The sequence below is a fragment of the Rahnella sp. PD4 genome (genome assembly GCF_049199325.1).
Taxonomy (GTDB): Bacteria; Pseudomonadota; Gammaproteobacteria; order Enterobacterales; family Enterobacteriaceae; genus Rahnella; species Rahnella perminowiae.
Genome location: NZ_JBLZQF010000004.1, coordinates 473,010 through 497,018 on the forward strand (window position 1 = coordinate 473,010; position 24,009 = coordinate 497,018).

The window sequence follows — 24,009 nt, forward strand, 5'->3', positions numbered from 1 at the left end:
TATCACATTTTATTTAACTTTGCGTGAGGTCTCCGGGAACAAATCCGCTCAATACTCGCTACATCACAGGACGGACAGCCGGATTTCATCATGACAATACACACGGACTTACCCGATCAGGCCAAACAAAAACCCGCCATCGTGCATCCATTATGGCTGCGGCTGTCGCACTGGCTGAACGCGCTGGCGGTGCTGATTATGGTGACCAGTGGCTGGCAGATTTATAACGCCTCACCGCTGTTTGATTTTGCTTTCCCGCCGGGGGTCACATTGGGTGGCTGGCTCGGCGGCGGAATTCAGTGGCATTTTGCCGGTATGTGGCTGTTCGGCTTCAACGGCCTGTTTTACCTGCTGATGAACATTTTTACCGGACGGATGAAACGAAAATTCTGGCCGCTGACGCCGCGCGGCATCTTCAATGATTTGTGTGCTGCCCTGCGCGGCAAGCTGAAACACGACGACTTACGTCACTACAACATGGTGCAGCGCGCGGCATATGTGTTCGTGATGTTCGACGGCATCGTGCTGGTACTTTCCGGGCTGGTGGTATGGAAATCCGTGCAATTCCCGTTGCTGCGCGAACTGATGGGCGGCTTCGATACAGCGCGTTACGTACATTTTCTGGCGATGGCTTCGCTGGTGGCATTTGTGGTGCTGCATATCGTGATGGTGGCACTGGTGCCGAAAACGCTGATTGCCATGCTGCGCGGTCGCTGAGGAAAACCCATGAAAAAACTCATTAAAAAAAGCATCAGCCAGATTTTCAGCACCGCCGACAGCGAAGCGATTGTACAGGAAGCCAAAAAACAGATTATCCGCGAACTGGATGCGCCTTCCCGTCGCCTGTTTTTACAGCGCGGGCTGACGCTCGGCGGCGTCGCGATGCTGACCGGCTGCGATATCAGCGATAACGCCAGCGTGGAAAACGCACTCGGCAAAATCTCCGGTTTCAATGATCGCGTACAGGGCTGGCTGTTCGGCTCAACGCGTCTCGCGCCGGTGTATGCCGAATCGATGATCACCCGTCCGTTTCCGTTTAATGCGTTCTATGCCGAAGACGACGCGCCACAAGTCGACGGCAACGACTATCGCCTGAAAATCGCCGGTCTGGCACTGGATAAACGCGAATGGTCACTGCCAGCGCTGTACAAAATGGCGCAGGTCAGTCAGGTGACGCGACACATTTGTGTCGAAGGCTGGAGCGCGATTGGCAAATGGGGCGGCGTGCCGTTCGGTGATTTTCTGCGCCTGATTGGGGCAGATCTCACGGCGGAATATGTCAGTTTCAAATGCGCCGACGAGTATTACACCAGCATTGATATGGCGACGGCGCTGCATCCGCAAACCCTGTTGGCGCTGACTTATGACGGCCAGATTTTACCGCGTAAATACGGTTTTCCGATGAAACTCAGAATGCCAACCAAACTCGGCTACAAGAATCCAAAACATATAGAAGTGATTGAAATTACAAACAAATTTACCGGTGGCTACTGGGAGGATCAGGGCTACAACTGGTTCGGCGGAAGCTGAACATTATCCATAAAACCCTTTGTATATCAAAACCTAAGAGAAGGATTTACCATGAAAAAGTTAACTGTAATGATGATGTCGGCTTGTCTGATGATGGGCGCAGTGAGCACCACCTATGCCGCTGACGCGATGGCGAAGAAAGACACCATGGGCCACATGTCGAAAGATTGCATGAAAAAAGACAGCATGAGCAAAGACAACATGGCGAAAGACAGTATGGGCAAAGACTGTATGTCGAAAGATCACATGAAGAAAGACAGCATGTCGAAAGATTCCATGTCCAAAGACAACATGAAAAAAGGGGCAATGAGCCAGTAAAGCGCTTTCCCCTTCGACTCTGTAGCCAAAACGCCTCCGTCTGTTCAGCGGGGGCGTTTTGCTTTTTGTTAAACCTGAATAACCCGATGATGAAGACTTAATTCAAATATTCATTACTTTGTGGCACTGGACGCCAGGCGAATCTGAATATCATTGTCGAGATTATTCACCCAATGGTTATAACTGCGGTGGATCTCGCCTTTCTCTGCCAGCAGGTTAGTGCTGCCGACATAATTAATGGTGTAGCCGCTGGTGTTATAGGTAATACGGATATCGGCTTTGTGCTCACGGTTATTCAGATGACCGTTAATTACGCCCGGTGCGCCATCCGTCATTATCCAGCCACGTTTTTGTCCTGCGTCGATAATAGCGGTCCTGATCTGACTTGCTGAATTATGTGTTACCAGCGTGGTATGCGGCGTGGATACCGGCTCGGTACGCGCGCAGCCAGAAAGCGCCATGACACAAACAAGGCCGATAAGTAACTTACTTGTAGATTTCATGTGAACCTTTTAGAGTAAAAATTTCAGATAAGAGATTGAAAAGTCACCACAATATACGCCAATGTCCCAAAGGTGTCATGAAACGTGCCGGTTGAGTTTCATCTATTTCATGCGTAGTATATAAAATATATATGATTCGTATACTGCTGAGGCAACCCATGGGTATCATTAAGATTTCAGAACTGATGCACGAGAATTTGCGTATTGCCAGCATGGCTTATACGCGTTCGATGAACGCACAGGCCGAGCACTGGATGAAAATTGGCATGCTGATGGAAACGCACCCCGACATGACGCACAGCGAAATTTCGCAATTGCTGGTGCGGTGTAGCGTGGAATCGGATGAAAACGCAGGCAGTATCCGCACGTTGTTAAACGTGGGTGCCACACACAGGAAGGCAAGCAATGAATAATGCTTTAGATAGCCGGTATTTCGTCAATAATAACCGCATGGTCAAAACGCCGGAAGGCCTCGATAAAGCCCGTATTGCCGGCAAACTGGCAGCGCGTGTATTGCATATGATCACACCCTACGTTGTACCGGGTGTCACCACCAATGAACTGGATCGCATCTGCCACGATTTTATCGTCAATGAATTGCAGGCGATCCCGGCCAATATCGGTTATCACGGCTATCAGAAAACCACCTGTACCTCCGTCAATCACGTCATTTGTCATGGCATTCCTTCTGACAAAGCGCTGAAAAAAGGCGACATCGTCAACATCGACGTGGCGCTTATCAAAGACGGCTGGTACGGCGACACCAGCCGTATGTATTACGCGGGCGAACCGGGTATTCTGGCCCGCCGTCTGGTAGATACCACGTTTGAAGCGATGATGGCGGGCATTGAAGTGGTGCGTCCGGGTGCAACGCTTGGCGATGTGGGTTATGCGATTGCCGCTGTCGCCAGACGCGAAGGCTTTTCCATCGTGGAAGAGTATTGCGGACACGGCATCGGTATGGGTTATCACGAAGATCCGCAAGTGCTGCATTACGGCGAGCAAGGCCGCGGACTGGTTTTACAGGAAGGGATGTTATTTACCATCGAACCGATGCTGAATGCCGGTAAAAAACAAAATAAAGTCATGCCCGATGGCTGGACCGTGGTCACCAAAGACCACTCGTTATCCGCACAGTGGGAACATATGATTGCGGTAACGAAAACCGGTTACGAGATCTTAACGCCATGGCCTGAAGAGATGTGACTATCCTGAAAGTATAAAGCCTCCGACCGGAAGGCTTTATACTTTCTGAGGTGCGGCTTAACTGCGCTCAATTTCTTTGGTCGCACGATCTAATGCATCCGTGATTTTATACAAGGTTTCCTGTTCGATCGGGCCTTTCGCCAGCCGCAGATTAAGCGCCATGCGGATATTATTTATCGCACGCTGCATTTCCGGAATACTGCGATTGTTTGACAAAATCGCCAGTGAATGCAGTTTCTCTGTCACTGAGCCGAGCAGTTCTTCCTGCCCGGCCAGTGACTGCGCACCTTCCGGTGTGATCGAATATTGCTTCTTCCCGCCCTCTTCCTGGCTGGCTGAAATCAGCCCCTGTTCTTCTAAAAATGTCAGATTCGGATAAATGATACTGGCACTCGGCGTGTATTCACCTTTAGATAATTCTTCAATGGCTTTGATCAGCTCATAACCATGGGCGCAACGCTGCTGCAAAAAATGCAGCATCAGCAGACGGATGTCACCCGTTTCGAACATTCTTTCACGGCGGTGTTTATGATTCATCATCGTTACTTATTATGCCAATAAGCCACACAACGCACGAAGTTTGGATCGAGTCCGCAGGTTTCAACGAAATAGTCATTCAGCCCTTTCGCGAATTTGCCTTCACCGGTCGCCCAGATGTAGTAATCACTTTCCGGCAGAAGCAGGCTTTTCACCTTCTTCACGACCGCATCCTCTTCCTGATAACCGCCGTGCGTATCGCTGATAATCCAGTCGATGCTGACATCATTTTCTTCATCTAAGTAGCTGACACAACTCACATCTCTCACTTTCGCCAGCACGGTGATATTGGCATCTGAACCGGCCTGTTTCAGTTCGCGCAGACGGCGTTTCACCGCCGGAAGACCGGTTTCGTCGCAGATATAGAGCTGCCATTTGTAACCGGCAGGAATAATCAGTGAACCACGCGGTCCGCCAATGATCAGTTTATCGCCCGGCTTTGCGCCGGCCGCCCATTCGCTGGCGACACCACCGTCGTGAATATAAAAATCCAGTGTCAGTTCGTTGCTCTGAGCATCAAAGTGCAGCGGCGTATATTCGCGGTTCAGCGGGCGTGCTCCTTCACCCCACACAATGCCTTCTTCGGTCACTGCCGGTGGCGTAATCACATCCCCCGGATTTGCCGGAAAAAACAATTTGATATGGTCATCAAAGCCGCCTGACGTAAAACCTTTCAGCGCGTCACCGCTTAAAATAATCCTTTTAAAACAGCCTGATAGGCTTTCACTCTGTTTGACCGTGATATGACGGAAAACCAGATCATTTTTGACACGGACCGGCAAGTTTGCGGCAGGGGTTTCAGTGCGATGTTGTGCCATCAGTTTCTCTCTTATGCGTAAGTTTTGTTGAAAGATATATCTTAGTTATATTTTATTCAACCCCATAAAGTGTAATGCGCTGTCTTCTTTTCCCTGTATTTTTCACCTCGCCTTTATCTCTCCCTGAGAACAGACGGGATAAATTTTGTTAAGGAATGCATTTTTTTATATCATTTTGTTGATAACAATTATCAGTATCATTATCATTCTCAAAAAGCCGGGATGGGCGCTGACGCCAGGTAAGCCCATACTTTATAAGGATAATGGCTTTTTCAGGGAAGAATTGAATGCAGATGACCAGTGCGTCTGTTTTGTCGAAAGGCAGTAAATGCGAGCAGAACTCTAAAAATTAGTGCAGGACAAAAACAAATGTTCACATCCTTTACACAGCAGGGTTTAGTGAAAAACGTCATTTTCATGGGGACGATTCTCACCACCACATTTCATGTAAATGCAGCGGAAGCCGTGAAAGACAATACCGATCTCACCGCAAACAATACGCAATCTTCTGAAGCCATCAAAAAAAAACCGGCGGTGCGTACAGCTCAGGATCTGGCGCAGAACAATGAAGAAGTCATGACGGTCACCGAAACGATGCCGGATAAAAAACCGGGTTCGAAAACCACCCTCACAGCAGCCGAAATGCAGCGCAAAGGCGGTAATGATTTCGGGACTATTATGCGTTATGAGCCGCTGATCACCGCGACCGGCGCGAGTGGCGGCTCCGGCAACGGCAAAAGCGGTTTTGACCGTAGCGGTTATACCGGCTATAACATTCGCGGCCTGGAAAGCAACCGCGTAGGCATTGATGTCGACGGTATTCCGCAGCCAAGCGCCACCGGGCGCAGCTACGTCAGTCGTGCGGGGCTGAATACCTTTGGTATTGGCCGTGATTACATTGACCCGTATATTTATGGTCAGGTGGATATTGAATCCGGTGCCACATCAGCCGACCGTGCCAACACCTCCATCGGTGGTGCCGTTTCTTTCCTGCCAAAATCTGCCGACGATTACCTGCGTCCTGGCAAGGAAACTTATTTCGGTTACCAGTCTGATTATGATTCCTCAGACCGTTCCTGGCACAACGGCATCACCGCTGCCGCCGGTGACGAAACCCTGCGTGGCCTGATCGCCATCAGCCGCCGCGACGGTCAGGAAACCAGCAACAACAGCGGAACGCTGGATGCGTATCCGGCCAACTGGCACTCTGACGCCATCATGACGTCGGTAATCTGGCAGCCTAATGACGCCCATAAAGTCACCGGCACCCTTGATTACTACGAAAAAGTAAACCACACCCATTACGATACCTGGAACAACGCGGGCAGCGCGATTCTTGGCACCGCACAGCAGCAAAGTAACACCCGCCGCTGGGGTGCAAGCCTGAAAGACGAATGGACGCCGTTCAACGATTACGTGGATGCCATCGTCTCGAAAGTCTATTACCAATATACTCAGGCGCACGACAACACTTATCTGCCAAACGAAAGCAAGCAGATGATGAATGTCTACTCGAACTACGATGTAAACACCTACGGCGCAGAAACCAGCTGGCTGAAAACGCTGGGTCGCCATGAGTTAAGTGCCGGTATCAACGGTCGCGTGTCCAACACCGAACGTCCGTTCCGCGAAAGCCCGGACCAAAGTGCTTTCACGACCATCATGCAACCGGAAGCCAACAGCCGGACGTATATCCTCGGCGGCTTCCTGCAAGACACCGTTAAGTTTGACCTCGGCGGCCATAACTTCTCTGTAGTGCCTGCGGTGCGTGTCGCATATCAGAATACCAAGGCACAAAATCTGTCAGACTTGTCTAACAGCATCGTTTCTGAAGATCAGGTTTCCACCCTGTACGGTAAAGCCAACTCCGATACGCAGGCTCTGCCATCGCTGGCCTTCACCTATGACATCACCCCTAAACTGATGACTTATCTGCAGTACCAGCGCGGCGCGCAGTTCCCGGATGCCAGCCAGCTTTACGGTTCCTGGAACCTCGGTTCTAACTATGCAGGACGTGGTCAGTATGCGCTGATCGGTAACACTGACCTGAAAACCGAAACCAGCAATAACTTTGAATGGGGTATGAAAGGCGAAGCCACGGAAGGCGTGACCTTCAGGACTTCCCTCTTCTATAACACCTACAAAAACTTCATTGCTAATACCCGTTACACCCGCGCGGGCAGCCCGGGTATGTTCACCAACGTGCCATCCAATATCTATACAATTTATCAGGCAGAAAACCGCGATGAAGCGTTTATCTACGGTGGCGATCTGAGTACCAAAATTAACTACGGCACCTGGTTTAGCCACGTTGATGGCCTGAGCACCACCTTCGCACTGGGTTATGCCAAGGGTGAATCGAAATCCAGCTACGACGGTGACAAATACGTGGATCTCGACAGCGTACCGCCAATGAAATTTGTGGCAGGCGTGGCATGGGATGCGCCATCCGGCGTCTACGGAACCGCCCTGACGGCAACCTTCGTGAAAGGCAAAAAAGCCGAAGCGACCAGCCGACAGAGCTATACCAATGCCGGTACGCCAATCACCGGCTCCACCACCGAATACATGAATGTGCCGGGTTACGGTATGGTGGATGCAACGGCCTACTGGAAAGTCGCGAAGAACGTCAAGCTCAGCGGCGGTGTTTACAACATCACCGACCGCAAATACTGGGATTACCTGAGCAGCCGTACGCTGACCGAAACCACTAATCAGGATGAATACAATAAAGCGCTGGCCGTGATGCCGGGGCGCAGCTTCCAGCTGGGTGTGAACGTCGATTTCTAACCGATAATACTCAACCGGGCAAAATCAGGAGCGTCATGTGCAAACATGACGCTTTTTTAATTTTACGCAAATAACCTGTTTTCACGCACGTCCACATTGGGGTTCAGCAGATAAACTCTGGTTTTACCCAACCGAAATGTGAGATTACATGGACTTAATCAGAAAACCTCTGGCACTTGCCCTCGCTTTACTCTTGTTACCGGCGGTTGTTTCTGCCACGACCTTGCGATACACCGATCACGAACCGCTGGGCGCAATGCGCACCCGCTTTATCAAAGATGTATTATTTCCGGCGATTGAAAAAGAATCCCATGGGCGCCTGAAAATTGAAGAGCACTGGGGTGGCGAACTCTCTACCGGCTACGATGCATTGCGCACTGTGCGCGAAGGAAACAATGCAGATATTGGCATTGTGGTGCCGGAATATACCGCCAAAGAGTTACCACTGCACCAGCTTTTCAAAAGTTTTCCGACAGGGCCATCCGGCGATAAACAGATAGCGTTCTTCCGCCGCGTATACGCCGAAATCCCAGCCTTCCCCGCTGAACTGGCAAAGAATGGTGTGGTAGATATTTTTCTCTCAACAGGTTATCCGGTGGCCTTTTTCAGCACACATCCGCTGGAGAAACTGCAGAATATCAAAGGCACCGCTTGGCGTTCAGCCAGTTTTTGGCATCAGAACTTCCTGCGTAATGCGGGCGCGACCCCAGTGACCACACCGTGGGGCGAACAAACGGTAAATGCATTTAAGACCGGTAAACTCGACGGCATTTTGGTCAACATTGACAGCGGTTATGATCTGAAAATCCAGAAGATGGCACCGGAGGTTATAGTCTCGAAAGAACTGTGGTTGGGTCATCTTTACCTTCTGGTGATGAACCATAAAGTCTGGAACGGACTGGCGCAGGAAGATAAGGACGCCATCACACGCGCCGCTAATACCGCTTATAAAGTTGCCGGTTCGATGATGGATCACAGCGTTGAACCGCAACTGGATGCCCTGCGTAAAGACGGTGCAAATGTCCGCGTTCTGCAACACAGTGAAGTCACGTACTGGCAGGAAGTGACTGGCTATCAGGACATCCAGGCCAACTGGGTGAAGAACCAGGAAGCCGCTGGTGTTAAGGATGTCGCATCCACCCTGCAAAAAGTCAGTAAAGTCATGGAAGAAGAGATGAAGTAAAAATGCCTTATTCTGCGGCAGGAGGGGATCCCCTGCCAGGATCCCATTCTGATTATCAGGTTCTCTGAAGCAGCGCTGACGCCATCTGTATTATCTGCCGGTACTGGCTGAGCCACGTTCTCTGTAGTCGGCGCAGGCCGATCTGATCACCCTGTGCAGCAGACCGATTTTAAAAAACGTATCACCCCGTGGCAGACGCTGCGTAGCGGCGTCAAATAGCACGGTTTGGCGTAAGGGCACTTGCAGCTTGATATATCGCCCCAATATAGAGCTACACTATAAAGTTGCAATGTCACCTGCCAGGAGCAATGATAATGAACAGAGAACTGAATGATTTTGAACGTTTTGTCATCGAAAACAAAGGGACAGAGCGCCCGAATACCGGTGAGTATAACGACCACTTTTCACCGGGCCGCTACGTCTGTAAAAGATGTTCTGCGCCGCTGTATTCCTCAGAACACAAATTCGAATCCCATTGCGGCTGGCCAGCTTTCGACGATGAAATTCCGGGTGCGGTAGAACGTGTGCCGGATGCCGATGGCCGCAGAACAGAAATTGTTTGTGCGAACTGTAAGGCACATCTGGGGCATGTCTTTGAGGGAGAATATTTGACCGAGAAGAATCTGCGCCATTGTGTAAACTCCGTTTCAATGATTTTTGAAAGTGCCGACGCGCAGGGAAATTACCACAAAGCAGAATAATCGCTTATTTCTGATGTGATAAACCCATAAAAAGAAGGGCCGCACAGGGGCAGCCCTTAAAAGGAAGAACTCCAACAATATTATAATGGCATGATGTTTTACCCTAAGGGTTGCTCAATAAACATCATGCCGGCATTATAATTGAATATGATTTATTTTCTATTCTCATTGCGTCTGTAAAAAGTAATAACTTTGTAAGACGGATTTATTATCACCACGTCTTACCGATATTAAACTGGAATTGCTCAGCGCTGTCCCCTTCATATTTCACCAGCGGCTGCGCATAAGAGAATACCAGCGGGCCAAGCGGGGATTGCCATTGCAGCGCTATACCACTGGAAACACGAATATGTGTCGGGTCACTGTAATCCGGAATACCCGCGGCTTCGGTCGCTGAGGTATTTTTCCATTTTGTATCCCACACCGTGCCGGAGTCGACAAATAATGATGTACGGACCGAACTGGCGTATTTCTCGCTGATGAACGGCGTCGGCACATACAGTTCCGCGCTGGCAATCGCCATCGCATTACCGCCCACCGCATCAGTCGATTTGGTCACCGGACAGGTGGAATACGACTTGTCAGCGCTGCTGCATTTGTAATACGCCGCTTTCGGCCCGATGGTGTTGGAGGAGAAACCGCGAACCGAGCTGGAGCCGCCCGCGTAGAAGTTGTCGTAGAACGGCACTTCGTTGCTGCCAATGCCTGCCGCATAACCGGCTTTGGCGCGGCCCATTAATACCCAGTCCGATTTGTCGCTCAGCGGGATGTAATGGTTGGCATCGAAGGTGATTTTGTAATAGCTGTCGTCCGAGCCCGGCGTGGTAACTTTTGCTACCAGACTGGCGCGCGTGCCGGATGACGGGAAGAAGCCGCGGTTAAGATCGTTATACGCCCAGCCGGCGCTGGCGAAGAAGTCATTGGTGCTCAGTTGTGCATCACTGCTGGTAGACGTCGTCACCAGCCCCGGCTGTACGCCGCTGGCATTGAGATAGCGCCAGACCGCCACCTGCGGCTCCATATCACTCAGCGTACTGTGAACGTAATCCAGCCCCAGATTCAGCGTATTATTTTCGCTGACCGGCAGACCGAGATTCACTCCCGTGCCGTAACTTTGCAGGTTATACGCCGCCAGATCGTTATCTTCTGCGTCGTAATGGTTGTAGAACACTTTACCGCCGAGGCTGATACCATCAACGGTGTAATACGGGTTAGTCGCCGAGACTTCGACATAAGTCTGATAAGAGTTACGTGTACCGCTAAAGCTGACCGTATTACCGCTGCCCAGCCAGTTATCCTGCGTCACACCGAGCTGATAACTGATGCCACTGTCAGTGCCGTAACCCACACCCACGTTGAATGTACCGGTATTGCGTTCTTTGACTTTGTAAACCACATCAACCTGATCTTGTGAACCCGGTACCGGCTGCGTATCCACATCGACCGACTCGAAATAGCCGGTACGGTTCAGCCTGTCTTTGCCCTTTTGCACCAGATCATTGCCCAGCCACGCGCCCTCCATCTGGCGCATTTCACGCCGCAATACTTCATCTTTCGAGGTGTCATTACCTTCAAAACGAATGCGTCGCACCGAATAACGGTTGCCGGTATCCACGCTGATACGCAGTTTCACGGTTTTATCCGTTTCATTAATGTCGCTTTGCGTCGTGACATGCGGATAGGCATAGCCGTAGCGGCCCAGCAGATTTTTGATATCACTTTCCACTGTGGTGACTTTCGCGCCGTTATACCACTCACCGGCAGGAATAGTGGCAAGTGTTTCAATTTCGGAAGAATGTCCGGCCATATCACCGGTCACCACCACGCCGGACACGGTATATTTCGCACCCTCGGTAATATTGACGGTAATATAAATTCCTTTTTTATCCGGCGTTAAACTGACCTGGGTGGAATCAATATTAAAACGGGCATAACCGCGATCGAGATAAAAACTGCGAAGTGTTTCTAAATCACCTGACAATTTTTGTTTTTCATATTTTTTATCGCCAATCACATTCCACCACGGCACCTCATCGCGCAGCTGGAAATGGGCGATTAAATCGTCACTGGTAAAAGCTTTATTGCCCACAATATTGATTTGTTGAATTTTTGCCGACACACCTTCGGTAAAGACCAGTTTCACGTCCACGCGGTTACGCGGCAACGGCGTCACCACCGCTTTAACACTCGCGCTGTATTTGCCGACGCTGTAATAAAAATCCTCCAGCCCCTTTTCAATCGACGAAATGGTGGTGCGGTCCAGCGCTTCCCCGACGCGGATCCCTGAGGCTTCCAGGTTCTGCTGCAACATCTCGTCCTTTATGGCTTTGTTGCCTGAGAACGTAATGCTGGCAATCGTTGGCCGTTCTTTCACCTGGACAATCAGCGTGTTGCCATCTTCAAGCACCTTCACATCGTCAAAATTGCCGGTCGCAAACAATGCACGGATCGTCTGGCTGATATCGTCATCGGATACCGTATCTCCCACGCGCACAGGAATGCTCAGCAACGCCGCACCCACAGTGACCCGCTGCAATCCTTCGACGTGAATGTCTTTTACGACAAACCCGCCGGCAGCAAAAACCGGGACACTGCTGAACAGCAGCGACGCTAAGAGTAATTTTTTCATTGTCATGTGATCCGTGCTCGCCGTTTTTCAACTCACAAAAATTCCTGTTAACAAAAGATTTTGCTATCAGAAGAAATAACCTCGCTAACAGACTGTGAGATATAGGCGAGGTTCAGCGGCTAACTTTTGATTTTCGTAAAACATGACATTGGATTACGCATTACTTACATTCTTTTCGCCGGAAGAACAGTTGCAGTCCGCGTAAATTCATCGGGCGCGGACCCGGTTTAAGACGAAAATGCCTTTAAGGTATCGCTATCGGGTAATGCGGTCATTGCGCCTCTGGCAGTGGTGGCCAGTGACCCGCATGCCAGTGCCTGCCGGATAATAGATTGCCAGACATTGTCCGACCTCAGCGGCCAGTGTTGCGCCAGTCCGGCCAGCAATCCGGCAACAAATGCATCTCCGGCGCCGGTGGTATCCACAGCCTTCACTTCGGGCGCGGGGTAGTGTTTCAGACCCGCATTATATTTCCGGTAGACCGAAACCCCTTGTTTCCCCTGCGTGACCAACAGCAGTTCGGGTTTATACACGTCGCACAGGCGCAGTACCCCTTCTGATAACAACGCTTCACCCGTCAGAAATTCCAGCTCATCCTCTGAGATTTTAATCACATCAACCAGCGACAAGGCGCGGGCAAGATTGTCACGCAACAGGCCTTCATCAGACCACAAGTCATGCCGGATATTGGGGTCAAAACAAATATACCCCCCTGCTGCTTTCATTTTTGCCATAGCCAGAAAGGCGGTAGAACGTGAAGGTTCCGCAGATAACGCTATCGAGCATAAATGTAAAAAATCCCCGGGCTTGAAAGCCGGGATGTCGTTGGGCTGCAGAAAAAGATCAGCGCCCGGACGTACCATAAATGTGAAGGTTCGCTCTCCGTCAGCATCGTTTTCCACGACGACGGTGGAGGTTCGGTGATGAGCATCAAGGTACATACAATCAATATTCACCCCCTCATCACTGAGTGTTTTTCGCAGAAACTTTCCGAACGGATCGTCACCCACACGTCCGATAAATGCGCTGTCACCTCCGAGGCGGCGGATCCCGACGGCAACATTCGCCGGTGCCCCGCCCGGACATTTTAATAAGCGGCCATCTTCTTCAGCGATCAGATCCACCACGGCATCGCCCAATACCCAAACCCGGTTAGTCATCTTCATTCCTTTTTTAAATCCTGATAAATCGTCTGGTGATAAAATAGAAGAACCGGTTTAGCTATTCAAGTGCAAATGAAATTTCAGGCTTAGAGAACATTTTGCCAGCAAGATCACAATCCCACGACAAGACCTTAAAAATTCATTGCCTGCATGCCATGCGAATGCTTATTGTGCTCAGGAAAACCAGTTTAGCAATTTAGCTAAACAGTTTTCCCCATAATAATTAAACCTCTTCTGAGTGATAAAAATGATGATGAAACCCCGCTATCTTGCTGTTGCAATTGGATTAATTTTGTCATGCACCGCCCAGGGCGCCGATATTTCAGCCAGTGCCATTGAAGCCCGCTTTGCCGCGTTAGAAAAAAGACTACAAGTCGCCGAAAACCGCGCCGCCAAAGCAGAGAAACGTGCCACTGAAGCTGAACAGCAGGTCAAAACACTGGAAGCGCGCACAACCAGTAATGAACAACAGACACGGCTCGTGGCGAAGGATGTTGAGACGACCGGGCAAAATACAGCAGAGGTGGCTAAACGTACTGAAACGTTAGTCGCTGACAACAATAAAAACAGCAGTGATAACAGCGGGTTCAAATTTACGGGATATGCACGTTCAGGCGTGATCATGAATGATTCCGGGACCTCAACAGAAAGTGGTCCTTATGTTACGCCTGCCGGGCAAACTGGCGGTGCGGTAGGACGTTTGGGCAATGAAAATAATACCTACGTCGAGCTGAATCTGGAGCATAACCAGACGATGGCCAGCGGCGCGACCTCCCGTTACAAAGTCATGCTGGCTGATGGTCAGCGCAGCTACAACGACTGGACCGCAGCCACCAGTGAATTAAATATCCGTCAGGCCTTTGTTGAACTCGGTTCTTTACCCACGTTCAGCGGCCCCTGGAAAGATTCCACCCTCTGGGCGGGTAAGCGCTTTGACCGCGATAATTTCGACATTCACTGGCTTGATTCCGACATCATCTTCCTGGCAGGCACAGGCGGCGGGATTTACGACGTTAAATGGGGGGAGAACCTGAAAAGTAACTTCTCGCTCTACGGAAGAAACTTTGACGATCTTGAAGACAAGAATAGCGATGATACCCGCATCGAGAATTACATTGTTACGGCCAATAACTATGCCGGACCTTTCCAGTGGATGCTAAGCGGGCTGCGGGCCAAAAACAATCAGGATCGCGAAAATACCGGCACCAGGGGGGTCACCAATGCGGCGGATACCGGCTTCCATACCCTGCTGGCGTACCACGGCGACAGTTTTTACGGCCTGCGTGAAGGGACATCCAAAACAGCACTACTTTATGGTCACGGGCTGGGAGCAGAGGTGAAAGCACTGGGCTCTGACGGACATCTGACTGACGATGCCAGTACGCTTCGTCTGGCCACATACGGTATCACGCCGATCAGCAAAAACTGGAGCATCGCACCGGCTGTTCTGGCTCAGCAGAGTAAAGACCGCTATGTCTCCGGAGATAACTATAAATGGCTGACGTTTAATACCCGGCTGATCCAGCAAATTACTGAGAATTTCGAGCTGGCGTATGAAGGCAGCTATCAGTATATGGATCTCGATCCGCAAGGTTACAGCGATTACAACAAAGTGAAAGGGGGTTTCTACAAACTAACCTTTGCACCGACTTTCAAGGTGGGCGATATCAGCAACATGCTGAGCCGTCCTGAAATACGCTTCTTCGCCACCTATATGGACTGGAGCAAAGAACTTGACAGTTACTCCTCCAGCGATTCCTTTGGTACTGATGGCTTTACAGCGGGCGGACAGTGGAATTTCGGCATCCAGATGGAAACCTGGTTCTAAACAGCAGGGTTTGATTCAAAAAAAGCGCCCGGCCTGACCGGGCGTTAACGATAATGATAAATTAAGGGATTCTATGAACATCAATGCAATCGCGACTGAGCTGCTTCCGCTGTTGGGTGGGAAGGACAATATTGCCAGCGCGGCACACTGTGCCACACGTCTGCGCCTGGTGCTGGCAGATGACAGTCTGATCAACAAAAGTGCTATCGAAAAAGTGGAAGGCGTAAAAGGCTGTTTCAGCAATGCCGGACAGATTCAGATCATTTTCGGTACTGGGTTAGTGAACAAGGTGTACGCCGAGTTTATTAAAGTGGCCGGTATCAGCGAATCAAGTAAATCCGAAGCCGCCGATATTGCGGCACGGAAACTCAACCCCTTCCAGAGGCTTGCGCGCGTACTGTCGAATATCTTTGTGCCGATTATTCCGGCAATCGTCGCGTCCGGCCTGCTGATGGGGCTGCTCGGTATGGTGAAGACCTACGGCTGGGCCAACCCTGAGAGCGCGATTTTTATCATGCTTGATATGTTCAGCTCGGCGGCATTTATCATTCTGCCGATCCTGATTGGTTTTACTGCCGCACGGGAATTTGGTGGCAATCCGTTCCTCGGTGCCACCCTCGGCGGTATTCTGACACATCCGGCGCTGACCAATGCCTGGGGCGTTGCCGGTGGTTTCCATACCATGAATTTCTTTGGTATTGAGATTGCGATGATCGGGTATCAGGGTACGGTCTTCCCGGTTTTACTGGCCGTCTGGTTCATGAGCTTCATTGAAAAACGCCTGCGCAAAGTGATCCCCGATGCACTGGATTTGATCCTGACACCGTTCCTGACGGTCATTATTTCCGGTTTTATCGCATTCCTGGTCATCGGCCCTGCGGGTCGTGCGCTCGGTGACGGTATTTCGTTTATTCTCAGCACATTAATCTCCCATGCCGGTTGGGTGGCAGGGCTGGTGTTCGGCGGATTGTATTCAGTTATCGTGATCACCGGTATTCACCACAGCTTCCATGCAATTGAAGCGGGTTTGCTGGGGAATCCGCATATCGGCGTGAATTTCCTGCTGCCTATCTGGTCGATGGCCAACGTTGCACAAGGCGGGGCCTGTCTTGCCGTCTATTTCAAAACGCGTGATGCGAAAATTAAAGCCATTGCGGTGCCTTCGGCCTTCTCCGCGATGCTGGGCATCACCGAAGCGGCAATTTTTGGTATCAACCTGCGCTTTATGAAACCTTTCCTCGCGGCGCTGGCAGGCGGTGCGCTCGGCGGTGCCTGGGTGGTGGCAATGCATGTCAATATGACAGCGGTTGGTCTGACCGGTATTCCGGGGCTGGCCATCGTGCAATCCAGTTCGATTCTCAGCTATCTGATCGGGATGGTGATTGCCTTTGGCAGCGCATTCCTGCTGTCATTGCTGCTCAAATACAACACGGAGAGTGAAAAATGACGGAAGCCGGATTGCTGAAAAAAGCGCTGCACAGCGTGGTGGCGGGTCAGGTTAACGCGGCGGCAGATCCTTACCGTCCCGGCTGGCATCTCGCGCCGCCGGTCGGGTTGCTCAATGACCCGAATGGTTTTATCCAGCATAACGGACGTTTCCATTTATTCTACCAATGGAATCCGCTGGCCTGCGCGCACGGTGCCAAGTTCTGGGGGCACTGGAGCTCAGCAGATTTGCTTCACTGGCAGCATGAACCGCTCGCGCTGGTGCCGTCAGAAGAATTCGAAACCCACGGATGCTATTCCGGTTCAGCCGTGACCGATAACGGCCAGCTGACACTCATTTACACCGGTAATGTGAAATATCCCGATGGCAGCCGCACGGCATTTCAATGTCTGGCACGCGAAAACACAGAGGGCCAGTTTGATAAAACCGGCCCGGTACTCTCCCTGCCGGCAGGTTATACCGGACATGTCCGGGATCCCAAAGTCTGGCGACATGAAAACCATTGGTACATGGTGTTAGGGGCTCAGGATCTTAACCTTCAGGGCAAAGTATTATTGTTACGATCCGACAACTTATTAGCCTGGGATCTTCTCGGCGAAATGGCCGGTTCAGGTTTACACGGGCTGGGTGAATTCGGCTACATGTGGGAATGCCCGGATTTATTCCGGCTGGGCGATAACGACATTCTGATTTGCTGTCCGCAAGGTTTAGCGGCGGAATCTGACCGTTATCTGAATACGTTCCAGTCGGGTTATTTTGTCGGGCAACTGGATTACGACAATGCGACCCTTGAGCACGGCGAATTCACTGAGTTAGATCTGGGGTTCGAATTTTATGCGCCGCAAACTACGCAAACGGATGACGGGCGACGCCTGCTCATCGGGTGGATGGGCATACCGGACAGTGATGAATTTTTCCAGCCGACAATACAAAATGGCTGGCTGCATACAATGACCTGCCCGCGCGAACTGACGATGGTGGCGGGTAAAATCATGCAAAAACCGGCACGGGAACTGCAACAACTCCGTCGTGATGAGCAGGCATGGCAGGGAACTGCCGACGATTGCCCTCATCTGGACATGACAAAAGCCCAGACGGAAATTATCACTGAACACGCTTTCAGTGCGGATTTAGGTGGCGACATGACGCTCAGCTTCGACGGAGAATGGCTGCGTTTAACGCGAAAAAACCGGCGTACTGGTTTGCCGGAACACCGTGTCTGGCGCGGCGCACTGCACAAGCTGACGGTATTAAGCGATGCGTCGAGCCTTGAGATTTTCATTAATGACGGGGAAGCTGTGATGTCCTCACGCTATTTTCCTGCTTTACCTGCCCAACTGACCGTACGGGGTTCTCATCAGATTGCGCTGCGCCACTGGTCGTTGGCTGAATGCGTGATAGAATAAATGCCCTTTCGGATAACAGAATATGGCGCAGTGAAAAAGACCAAACGCATCACTATCAGTGGCATAGCCGAACTGGCTGGCGTGTCGAAATCGACTGCCAGCCAGGTGCTTAACGGACACAGCAAGAAGTTTCGTATCTCCGATCTCACCCGGGATCGGGTACTCGCCGTGGCAGCAGAACATCATTATCAGCCGAGCATTCACGCCCGTTCGCTCAATGTCACCCGCAGCTTCACGCTTGGGCTGGTGGTGCCGGAAATGACCAACTATGGATTTGCCGCCTGCTCTAACGAACTTGAAATGCTTTGTCGTGAGAACGGCATGCAGTTGCTGATTGCCTGTACGGATGAAAATACCAGCCAGGAAACGATGGTTGTTAATAACCTTATTCAGCGGCAGGTCGACGGGCTGATTGTGGCATCAAGCATGCTCAGTGATGCGGAATACGTAAAAATCAGTCAGCAATTACCCGTAGTCTTATTTGACCGCCATATGCAGGACACACAGCTCCCTATGGTTGTCTGTGAAGCCATAGAATCTTCAGCAGAGCTGGTCTCCCGGATAGCCCAAATCCAGCGTGATGAGTTTTATTTTCTCGGTGGACAGCCGCGAATTTCACCGACCCGTGACCGTCTCGCGGGTTATCAGCTTGGGCTGCAACGTGCAGGTGTCAGCCTGAATCCCGATTGGGTTCTGTATGGTAATTACCATCCCAGCTCCGGTTATGAAATGTTTGCGCAACTTTGTGCCCGCCTTGGACGCCCGCCCAAAGCCCTCTTCGTTGCGTCATGTGGCTTGATGGAAGGTGTTTTGCGATATATGAGCCAGCATCAGTTGCTGGAGAGTGATATCCACCTGTGCAGTTTTGACGACCATTATCTTTATGACTCCCTGTCTGTGAAAATTGACACGGTCGCACAGGACTGCCGTGAACTGGCCATGCACTGCTTTAGTATGATAAGTGGGCTGATGAATGAACAACCCGTAGAACAGCCGCAATGCTTTTTAACCCCTAAATTGCACTGGCGCTCCCCGCCTTTTACACAGATTAATTATGGAACGCTACCGCTACGCTAAATGAAATAATCTCGATAACGATGCTGACCAGTCTGGTTCTGAGCGAGGAATATATTGCTGCCAGAACCCGCTGTTATCACTCGCCCAGGGTGGTACAGTCGGAGAACCTTTTAACCAGAACTGGATCTTTTTCATTACCTGAGGATTATGCCTGTTTCGATATATCCATCTTAACTCCACGCCCGTGAAAGATCTCCCGTGCTGATCCCTCGGATGAGACTTTTCTGCCACCATATTCAAATCTATTTCATCAAGAATAAAATGAACCGTGGTATTATCCTGTAACGTAGAAACCCAAAATAATCCTGCCTTACACTTTCTCCCAATAACCTGGTGATGATGTACTGCTCTGCCATTCATATTAAAACCTTGGGCCTCACATATTGCTTTATATTTTGAATGAGAGGATAACGTACGCAAATAGTCAGCCTGCTTTAAAGGCTTTACTCTCTCGTATTTATGCTGGAGCGTCTGTTCAACCTTTGTCGCGGCATATTGGTCTATCGTTGAAATATTCTTAGGGGTAGCCGAATTTTTGAAAAATTCGAATTTATTAGAATACATCCCCCTTTGCTCATGCATCCCGTAAACCAAATCCCCTTCCTCAAACTGCTTTTTGAATGGCGGAAAAAATGGCATTTTGATCTCCTTATGCTCTGCATATCATTGTCCTCCCGTAATTTTATCATCCTCCTTCAGAGACTGCATCAATAAAAATCAGGTCCTGCCACTCCTGTACTGCTCTCTCCGCTTACTGCCCTAACTTCCGTATTAATTAACATAACCTCATGTAAGTTAACATCCCCGGCTAATTAAATTTGTTCCGCTGTGACGGGTTTCAAAATACCCGCAGATGATTTCCTGTATATTGATATAGTGAATGATTTCAATTACCACTACAGGTAATCGTAATGAATAACAAATATAAATTGCATGAGTTTCTTGATATAAAAAGACTTCAAACCCTCCAGGATAATTTCAGTAAATCAATGATGATTGCTTTAGTCGTCGTCGATCAGGATGGTGTGCCGGTCACGCAGGCGAGTGGTTTTTCAGATTTTTGCGCCCGTTCAAGGTGTAACCCATCTCTGGCAACGCATTGTTACGAAAGTGATAATGCCGGTGGCCGGGCCGCTATGCGGGCCGGAAAACCGGTGGTTTACCGCTGCTACTGCGGGTTTGTTGAGTTCGCCGTGCCGATCATGATAAACGATCATTATCTCGGGGCATTTATTTCCGGTCAGGTGAAAGTCGAGGAGGAGAAAGAGCGCACCATTCCTTATATCCTCGATAACAACCAAATATGGAAAGAGAATGCATGGCTGATCGATTTACATCAGGACGCTAAACGTATGCCATATGATCGTTTTGAATCTACGGCCTCCACGTTACTGCACGTCTCTTCTTATCTGGTGGAACAGGCGCATACCAATAATATTCAGCGCGAACTGCACAGGAAAGATCTGGAACTTACTGACGAATTACGTAAAAGAGTGGAAACAGAACGTTCACTGCATGAGGCAGAATTTAAAGCCCTGTCATATCAGATTAACCCGCACTTTCTCTTTAATGTATTAAATACCATTGGCCGCCTGGCATATCTGGAAAATGCTCAGCGGACAGAAAACATGGTACATGACTTCTCGGACATGATGCGTTATTTGCTGCGTAAAAGTAATCATGGCCTGATTACGCTGCGGCATGAAATTAATTATGTCACCAGTTATATGTCGATTCAGAAAGTGCGCATGAATGACCGTTTTGATTATCAGTGCGATATTCCTGAAAAGTATGCGGAAGTCGTCTGCCCGTTTTTGATATTGCAGCCCCTGGTCGAGAATTTTTTCAATTACGTCGTCGAACCGCGTGACACCCCCAGCTGGCTACGCATCAGCGCCAATGACGACGGGCATGATGTCATTCTGCAGGTGACCGACAACGGCGACGGTATTTCACCAGCCGACATTGCCAACATTTTATCCGGTGATGAAAATCGCCAGAAAGGCGGCATCGGTATTAATAATATAAAAAACCGGCTTCAGCTGTTATTTGGTGAAAGCTATGGACTGGGCATTTCCAGCCTCCATCAGCCACAAAGGGGAACCACCATCACCCTGAAATTCCCCATGCTGCAAGCCTGATAAACGGAGACGTGAGCATGTACAATATTGTGATTGTAGAAGATGAACTCATTGAATCTGAATCTTTGCGGCGGATTGTGTCTGAGTCCGTCGGTAATTCCATAGTACATGAAGCCAGTACCGGCAAGAAAGCCATCCAGCTGATCGACAAGCTTGATCAAATCGACATGATGTTGGTCGATATTAATATTCCGCTACCCAATGGTAATCAGGTGATTGAATATCTGCGGACCAAAAGCGCCAGTACCAAAGTGATTGTCACCACGGCCAACGATGATTTTGATCTTGTGCGCAGCATGCTCAACCTGAAAGTGGATGACTATTTGCTGAAGCCGGTGAAGAAAAGCACCCTGACCGATGCCATCCGTAAAACCCTCGACGTCAGTGATGTGGATATTGTGGCGTCGCGGGCGCTGAAACAAACCGTCGGTACGATGATCGAACGCTGCGATTATCCTCAGTGGCATAACTTCCTGTTTGACGCACTGGATAACACCTGCGCTGCCACGCCATCCGCTATAAGCCAGCGCAAAATACTGACAGATGTGCTCGAATTAATGCATCAGCACCTCATATCATGGGGGGAGAAAGGCCAGCCAGCGGCAAAGACAGTGACGGCGCTAATCCAGGAAATCAGCCAGTCCGGTATTTCCGCCAGCACCTACTACCGCATCATGTCCCGGCTGCTGAGCATCGGGGAAACGGTTTTCGACCATGCACTTAAGCACTTCACTGGCTCGATGAGCTTTATCGATCGCGCAAAATTCCACATCGAAAAAAACATTCTTGATAACCTGACGCTCGACGACATTGCCGCACGATCCTTTGTCAGTTCCTGTTATCTGAGCCGGGCGTTTAAGAAAATGACCGGCGCCGGTTTCTCAAACTACATCGCCGGCCGCAAGATAAACGTTGCCAAATCGCTGCTTCAGTGCAGTGACCTGAGGATCAATACCATTGCGCTGGAGCTTTCCTGGCAGGATGCCAACTATTTCTGCCGGATATTCAAAAAGGAAACCGGTATGGCCCCGTCTGATTTTCGTAAAATCGTCGCGCCTGTACCTGCTTAATGCGCAGACCGGTTAATTCTGTACGCGCACTCAGCGTGAGGGCAAAAAAATCCCCCCTGTCCGCAAGATAGTGTACGTCGCTTTCACCGGCCGCCTCTACCATAGGTGAGCCGTTGAACAACGTGACACAACTTCAGAGCGTATCTGTTGCAGGATCCTCGACCCGCGTTACCGTCAGGCCGTCTGCGACGGCCATGTTTATCGCAACATTTTCCCCTGGAAAAAACCGAAAAACACAGACACTACGCGGGAACACCTGAAAGAGTGCACGACGCACTTCACTATGAATCTGGTAACAGGAGCGATCTATGCCCGGACAAAGTTTGGGATTAATTGAAACTGTCGGTCTGGCCGCTGCGGTGGAAGCCGCGGATGCCGCGATGAAATCCGCGCACGTCACGCTGGTCGGTTATGAACTCACTCAGGGCGGCGGTCTGGTTACCGTCAAACTGGCAGGCGAAGTCGGCGCAGTCAACGCGGCCGTCGCGGCGGGAGTGATGGCAGCCAGCAAAGTCGGCACCGTCTTTGCGCACAAGGTGATTGCCCGCACGGCGCAATATCTTGAAAGCATGATTTATTCCACAGAAACCACCGGCATGACGCCCGCTAAATCTACGTTCACAACGCAGAAAGATCCGCAAAGCATACCCGTGGTTAATGTGGAAGCAACGCCAGCTCCGTACTCATGCATGGATTTTCAGGAAGAAGTGAAGAAGGAAGAGGAAGCGCCGGTCATCGTGAACAAAAGCCAAAAATCCCGTCGCGGCAACCGTAGAAAATAAGCGTTACCTGCACATAAAAAACGGCGATGCCACTGCACCGCCGTTTTTTATTGGTTGGGTTAGAAAAGCCTAAGATTTGGCGACATCCGCCACCGGTGCGTTTCCCGGCAGGTTTTTACCGATACACAGGCGATATACCGCAGCGCCCAGGCAGGCACCGATCACCGGAGCAATAATCGGGATCAGGAAATAGGGAATGTCGCGACCACCGGTCATGGCGATGTTGCCCCAGCCCGCGAAGAAGCTGAACAATTTAGGGCCAAAATCACGCGCCGGGTTCATGGCAAAACCGGTCAGCGGGCCGGTTGATGCGCCGAGAACGGCGACCAAAATGCCAATCAGCAACGGCCCCAGCGGACCACGCGGCACACCGTTACCGTCGTCGGTCAGCGCCATAATCAGCCCCATCAGAATTGAGGTGATAACCATTTCAATAAACGCCGCCTGCCACACGCTTATCGCCGCCGACGGATAGGTACTGAATATACTGGCCAGTTGAAGGCTTTCCACGCTGCCGCGCACCATATGATTGGCGGTTTCAAAATTAACAAACAAGTTGTGATAGAACATGTACGCCAGCAGCGCACCACCGAAAGCGCCAGCCACCTGCGCTATAATATAGGGTATTACTTTACGCGCGGGAAAACGGGCAAACAGCCACAAGGCTATCGTGATCGCCGGATTAAGGTGTGCGCCGGAAATGCCCGCCGTGAGATAGACGGCCAGTGAAATCCCCAGCCCCCACACAATACAGATTTCCCACAAACCGAAACTGGCCCCCGCCACTTTCACTGCTGCCAGACAACTGATGCCGAAAAACAAAAATAAGCCGGTACCGAGAAATTCCGCAATACATGGCGTCTTCACTGAATCATGCATA

General features: G+C 50.4%; 22 protein-coding genes. 15 read left to right on the top strand and 7 right to left on the bottom strand.

The window, feature by feature from the left end:
- The first annotated feature begins 90 nt into the window (after positions 1-90).
- The 3 genes from ACOZIO_RS13845 to ACOZIO_RS13855 are packed head-to-tail and all read left to right on the top strand — an operon-like array spanning position 91 to position 1,848.
- Positions 91-717, top strand: coding sequence for a cytochrome b/b6 domain-containing protein (locus ACOZIO_RS13845; protein WP_129953693.1), 627 nt, complete (start codon positions 91-93; stop codon positions 715-717).
- Positions 718-726: 9 nt separating this feature from the next.
- Positions 727-1,530 carry a molybdopterin-dependent oxidoreductase gene (locus ACOZIO_RS13850; RefSeq protein ID WP_129953694.1) on the top strand — a complete coding sequence of 268 codons (804 nt, stop codon included), beginning with the start codon at positions 727-729 and terminating at the stop codon, positions 1,528-1,530.
- A 51-nt stretch (positions 1,531-1,581) separates the two neighbouring features.
- Positions 1,582-1,848: a pentapeptide MXKDX repeat protein gene (locus tag ACOZIO_RS13855; RefSeq protein ID WP_129953695.1), complete on the top strand. Its 267-nt coding sequence runs from the start codon at positions 1,582-1,584 to the stop codon at positions 1,846-1,848.
- 113 nt (positions 1,849-1,961) lie between these two features.
- Here the strand turns inward: ACOZIO_RS13855 and ACOZIO_RS13860 are convergent, their stop codons facing one another.
- Positions 1,962-2,351: a hypothetical protein gene (locus ACOZIO_RS13860; protein ID WP_129953696.1), complete on the bottom strand. Its 390-nt coding sequence runs from the start codon at positions 2,349-2,351 to the stop codon at positions 1,962-1,964.
- 158 nt (positions 2,352-2,509) lie between these two features.
- On the opposite strand from ACOZIO_RS13860, the gene ACOZIO_RS13865 reads away from it, so the two are divergent.
- Positions 2,510-2,764, top strand: a complete 255-nt coding sequence (locus ACOZIO_RS13865; protein WP_129953697.1) for a ParD-like family protein — start codon at positions 2,510-2,512, stop codon at positions 2,762-2,764.
- Positions 2,765-2,801: 37 nt separating this feature from the next.
- Positions 2,802-3,557, top strand: a complete 756-nt coding sequence (map, locus tag ACOZIO_RS13870) for a type I methionyl aminopeptidase (protein WP_377427219.1) — start codon at positions 2,802-2,804, stop codon at positions 3,555-3,557.
- Positions 3,558-3,614: 57 nt separating this feature from the next.
- Here the strand turns inward: map and ACOZIO_RS13875 are convergent, their stop codons facing one another.
- Both ACOZIO_RS13875 and ACOZIO_RS13880 read right to left on the bottom strand, forming a co-directional pair.
- Complete coding sequence (locus ACOZIO_RS13875; protein ID WP_235174459.1) at positions 3,615-4,097, bottom strand: PadR family transcriptional regulator; 483 nt, start codon at positions 4,095-4,097, stop codon at positions 3,615-3,617.
- A 2-nt stretch (positions 4,098-4,099) separates the two neighbouring features.
- Positions 4,100-4,912, bottom strand: coding sequence for a siderophore-interacting protein (locus ACOZIO_RS13880; protein WP_235174458.1), 813 nt, complete (start codon positions 4,910-4,912; stop codon positions 4,100-4,102).
- 417 nt (positions 4,913-5,329) lie between these two features.
- Between ACOZIO_RS13880 and ACOZIO_RS13885 the strand changes: the two genes are divergently transcribed.
- The 3 genes from ACOZIO_RS13885 (at position 5,330) to ACOZIO_RS13895 (ending at position 9,586) form a co-directional block, all read left to right on the top strand.
- Positions 5,330-7,702, top strand: a complete 2,373-nt coding sequence (locus ACOZIO_RS13885; RefSeq protein ID WP_421595422.1) for a TonB-dependent receptor domain-containing protein — start codon at positions 5,330-5,332, stop codon at positions 7,700-7,702.
- A gap of 148 nt (positions 7,703-7,850) precedes the next feature.
- Positions 7,851-8,885, top strand: a complete 1,035-nt coding sequence (gene dctP, locus ACOZIO_RS13890) for a TRAP transporter substrate-binding protein DctP (protein ID WP_014341798.1) — start codon at positions 7,851-7,853, stop codon at positions 8,883-8,885.
- 314 nt (positions 8,886-9,199) lie between these two features.
- Positions 9,200-9,586, top strand: a complete 387-nt coding sequence (locus ACOZIO_RS13895; protein WP_013578081.1) for a methionine-R-sulfoxide reductase — start codon at positions 9,200-9,202, stop codon at positions 9,584-9,586.
- Between the two features lie 211 nt (positions 9,587-9,797).
- On the opposite strand, the gene bamA is transcribed toward ACOZIO_RS13895, so the two are convergent.
- Entirely contained in the window at positions 9,798-12,221 is a 2,424-nt protein-coding gene (gene bamA / locus ACOZIO_RS13900; protein WP_421595404.1) for an outer membrane protein assembly factor BamA, read from the bottom strand.
- Between the two features lie 221 nt (positions 12,222-12,442).
- Positions 12,443-13,375, bottom strand: coding sequence for an aminoimidazole riboside kinase (locus ACOZIO_RS13905; RefSeq protein WP_421595405.1), 933 nt, complete (start codon positions 13,373-13,375; stop codon positions 12,443-12,445).
- Between the two features lie 250 nt (positions 13,376-13,625).
- Here ACOZIO_RS13905 and ACOZIO_RS13910 point away from each other — a divergent pair, with 250 nt between their 5' ends.
- From ACOZIO_RS13910 to ACOZIO_RS13925, 4 genes are all read left to right on the top strand, one after another.
- A complete protein-coding gene (locus ACOZIO_RS13910) occupies positions 13,626-15,206 on the top strand; it encodes a carbohydrate porin (protein WP_421595406.1) in 1,581 nt (526 codons plus the stop codon).
- A gap of 73 nt (positions 15,207-15,279) precedes the next feature.
- Complete coding sequence (locus ACOZIO_RS13915) at positions 15,280-16,653, top strand: sucrose-specific PTS transporter subunit IIBC (protein WP_421595407.1); 1,374 nt, start codon at positions 15,280-15,282, stop codon at positions 16,651-16,653.
- Positions 16,650-18,059 carry a sucrose-6-phosphate hydrolase gene (locus tag ACOZIO_RS13920; protein ID WP_129953705.1) on the top strand — a complete coding sequence of 470 codons (1,410 nt, stop codon included), beginning with the start codon at positions 16,650-16,652 and terminating at the stop codon, positions 18,057-18,059. The genes ACOZIO_RS13915 and ACOZIO_RS13920 overlap by 4 nt, the downstream gene beginning before the upstream one ends.
- A 30-nt stretch (positions 18,060-18,089) precedes the next feature.
- Positions 18,090-19,136, top strand: coding sequence for a LacI family DNA-binding transcriptional regulator (locus ACOZIO_RS13925; protein ID WP_129953706.1), 1,047 nt, complete (start codon positions 18,090-18,092; stop codon positions 19,134-19,136).
- Here ACOZIO_RS13925 and ACOZIO_RS13930 read toward each other — a convergent pair.
- Positions 19,128-19,775, bottom strand: coding sequence for a hypothetical protein (locus ACOZIO_RS13930; protein ID WP_129953707.1), 648 nt, complete (start codon positions 19,773-19,775; stop codon positions 19,128-19,130). The two genes, ACOZIO_RS13925 and ACOZIO_RS13930, sit on opposite strands and share 9 nt — an antisense overlap.
- A gap of 272 nt (positions 19,776-20,047) precedes the next feature.
- Between ACOZIO_RS13930 and ACOZIO_RS13935 the strand changes: the two genes are divergently transcribed.
- The 3 genes from ACOZIO_RS13935 (at position 20,048) to ACOZIO_RS13945 (ending at position 23,129) form a co-directional block, all read left to right on the top strand.
- The gene (locus tag ACOZIO_RS13935) at positions 20,048-21,277 is read left to right on the top strand and encodes a sensor histidine kinase (RefSeq protein ID WP_129953708.1); all 1,230 of its coding nucleotides are present in this window, start codon (positions 20,048-20,050) and stop codon (positions 21,275-21,277) included.
- Between the two features lie 17 nt (positions 21,278-21,294).
- Positions 21,295-22,347 (top strand): response regulator transcription factor, encoded by a 1,053-nt coding sequence (locus tag ACOZIO_RS13940; protein WP_129953709.1) that lies wholly within the window; start codon positions 21,295-21,297, stop codon positions 22,345-22,347.
- A gap of 308 nt (positions 22,348-22,655) precedes the next feature.
- On the top strand, positions 22,656-23,129 hold the full coding sequence (locus tag ACOZIO_RS13945) for a BMC domain-containing protein (RefSeq protein ID WP_129990929.1): 474 nt from the start codon (positions 22,656-22,658) through the stop codon (positions 23,127-23,129).
- Between the two features lie 69 nt (positions 23,130-23,198).
- On the opposite strand, the gene pduF is transcribed toward ACOZIO_RS13945, so the two are convergent.
- The gene (gene pduF / locus ACOZIO_RS13950; RefSeq protein WP_129990928.1) at positions 23,199-24,008 is read right to left on the bottom strand and encodes a propanediol diffusion facilitator PduF; all 810 of its coding nucleotides are present in this window, start codon (positions 24,006-24,008) and stop codon (positions 23,199-23,201) included.
- Position 24,009: the final 1 nt, after the last annotated feature.

Bases quoted from the DNA above. Each gene is read 5' to 3' on its own strand.
- ACOZIO_RS13865 (WP_129953697.1), top strand. From the start codon at position 2,510: ATGGGTATCATTAAGATTTCAGAACTGATGCACGAGAATTTGCGTATT.
- ACOZIO_RS13930 (WP_129953707.1), bottom strand. From the start codon at position 19,775: ATGCCATTTTTTCCGCCATTCAAAAAGCAGTTTGAGGAAGGGGATTTG.
- bamA (WP_421595404.1), bottom strand. From the start codon at position 12,221: ATGACAATGAAAAAATTACTCTTAGCGTCGCTGCTGTTCAGCAGTGTC.
- ACOZIO_RS13885 (WP_421595422.1), top strand. From the start codon at position 5,330: ATGGGGACGATTCTCACCACCACATTTCATGTAAATGCAGCGGAAGCC.
- ACOZIO_RS13905 (WP_421595405.1), bottom strand. From the start codon at position 13,375: ATGACTAACCGGGTTTGGGTATTGGGCGATGCCGTGGTGGATCTGATC.
- dctP (WP_014341798.1), top strand. From the start codon at position 7,851: ATGGACTTAATCAGAAAACCTCTGGCACTTGCCCTCGCTTTACTCTTG.
- ACOZIO_RS13945 (WP_129990929.1), top strand. From the start codon at position 22,656: ATGCCCGGACAAAGTTTGGGATTAATTGAAACTGTCGGTCTGGCCGCT.
- ACOZIO_RS13855 (WP_129953695.1), top strand. From the start codon at position 1,582: ATGAAAAAGTTAACTGTAATGATGATGTCGGCTTGTCTGATGATGGGC.
- ACOZIO_RS13940 (WP_129953709.1), top strand. From the start codon at position 21,295: ATGTACAATATTGTGATTGTAGAAGATGAACTCATTGAATCTGAATCT.
- pduF (WP_129990928.1), bottom strand. From the start codon at position 24,008: ATGCATGATTCAGTGAAGACGCCATGTATTGCGGAATTTCTCGGTACC.
- ACOZIO_RS13845 (WP_129953693.1), top strand. From the start codon at position 91: ATGACAATACACACGGACTTACCCGATCAGGCCAAACAAAAACCCGCC.
- ACOZIO_RS13850 (WP_129953694.1), top strand. From the start codon at position 727: ATGAAAAAACTCATTAAAAAAAGCATCAGCCAGATTTTCAGCACCGCC.
- ACOZIO_RS13875 (WP_235174459.1), bottom strand. From the start codon at position 4,097: ATGATGAATCATAAACACCGCCGTGAAAGAATGTTCGAAACGGGTGAC.
- ACOZIO_RS13920 (WP_129953705.1), top strand. From the start codon at position 16,650: ATGACGGAAGCCGGATTGCTGAAAAAAGCGCTGCACAGCGTGGTGGCG.
- ACOZIO_RS13910 (WP_421595406.1), top strand. From the start codon at position 13,626: ATGATGATGAAACCCCGCTATCTTGCTGTTGCAATTGGATTAATTTTG.
- ACOZIO_RS13860 (WP_129953696.1), bottom strand. From the start codon at position 2,351: ATGAAATCTACAAGTAAGTTACTTATCGGCCTTGTTTGTGTCATGGCG.
- ACOZIO_RS13915 (WP_421595407.1), top strand. From the start codon at position 15,280: ATGAACATCAATGCAATCGCGACTGAGCTGCTTCCGCTGTTGGGTGGG.
- ACOZIO_RS13935 (WP_129953708.1), top strand. From the start codon at position 20,048: ATGAATAACAAATATAAATTGCATGAGTTTCTTGATATAAAAAGACTT.
- ACOZIO_RS13880 (WP_235174458.1), bottom strand. From the start codon at position 4,912: ATGGCACAACATCGCACTGAAACCCCTGCCGCAAACTTGCCGGTCCGT.
- ACOZIO_RS13895 (WP_013578081.1), top strand. From the start codon at position 9,200: ATGAACAGAGAACTGAATGATTTTGAACGTTTTGTCATCGAAAACAAA.
- map (WP_377427219.1), top strand. From the start codon at position 2,802: ATGGTCAAAACGCCGGAAGGCCTCGATAAAGCCCGTATTGCCGGCAAA.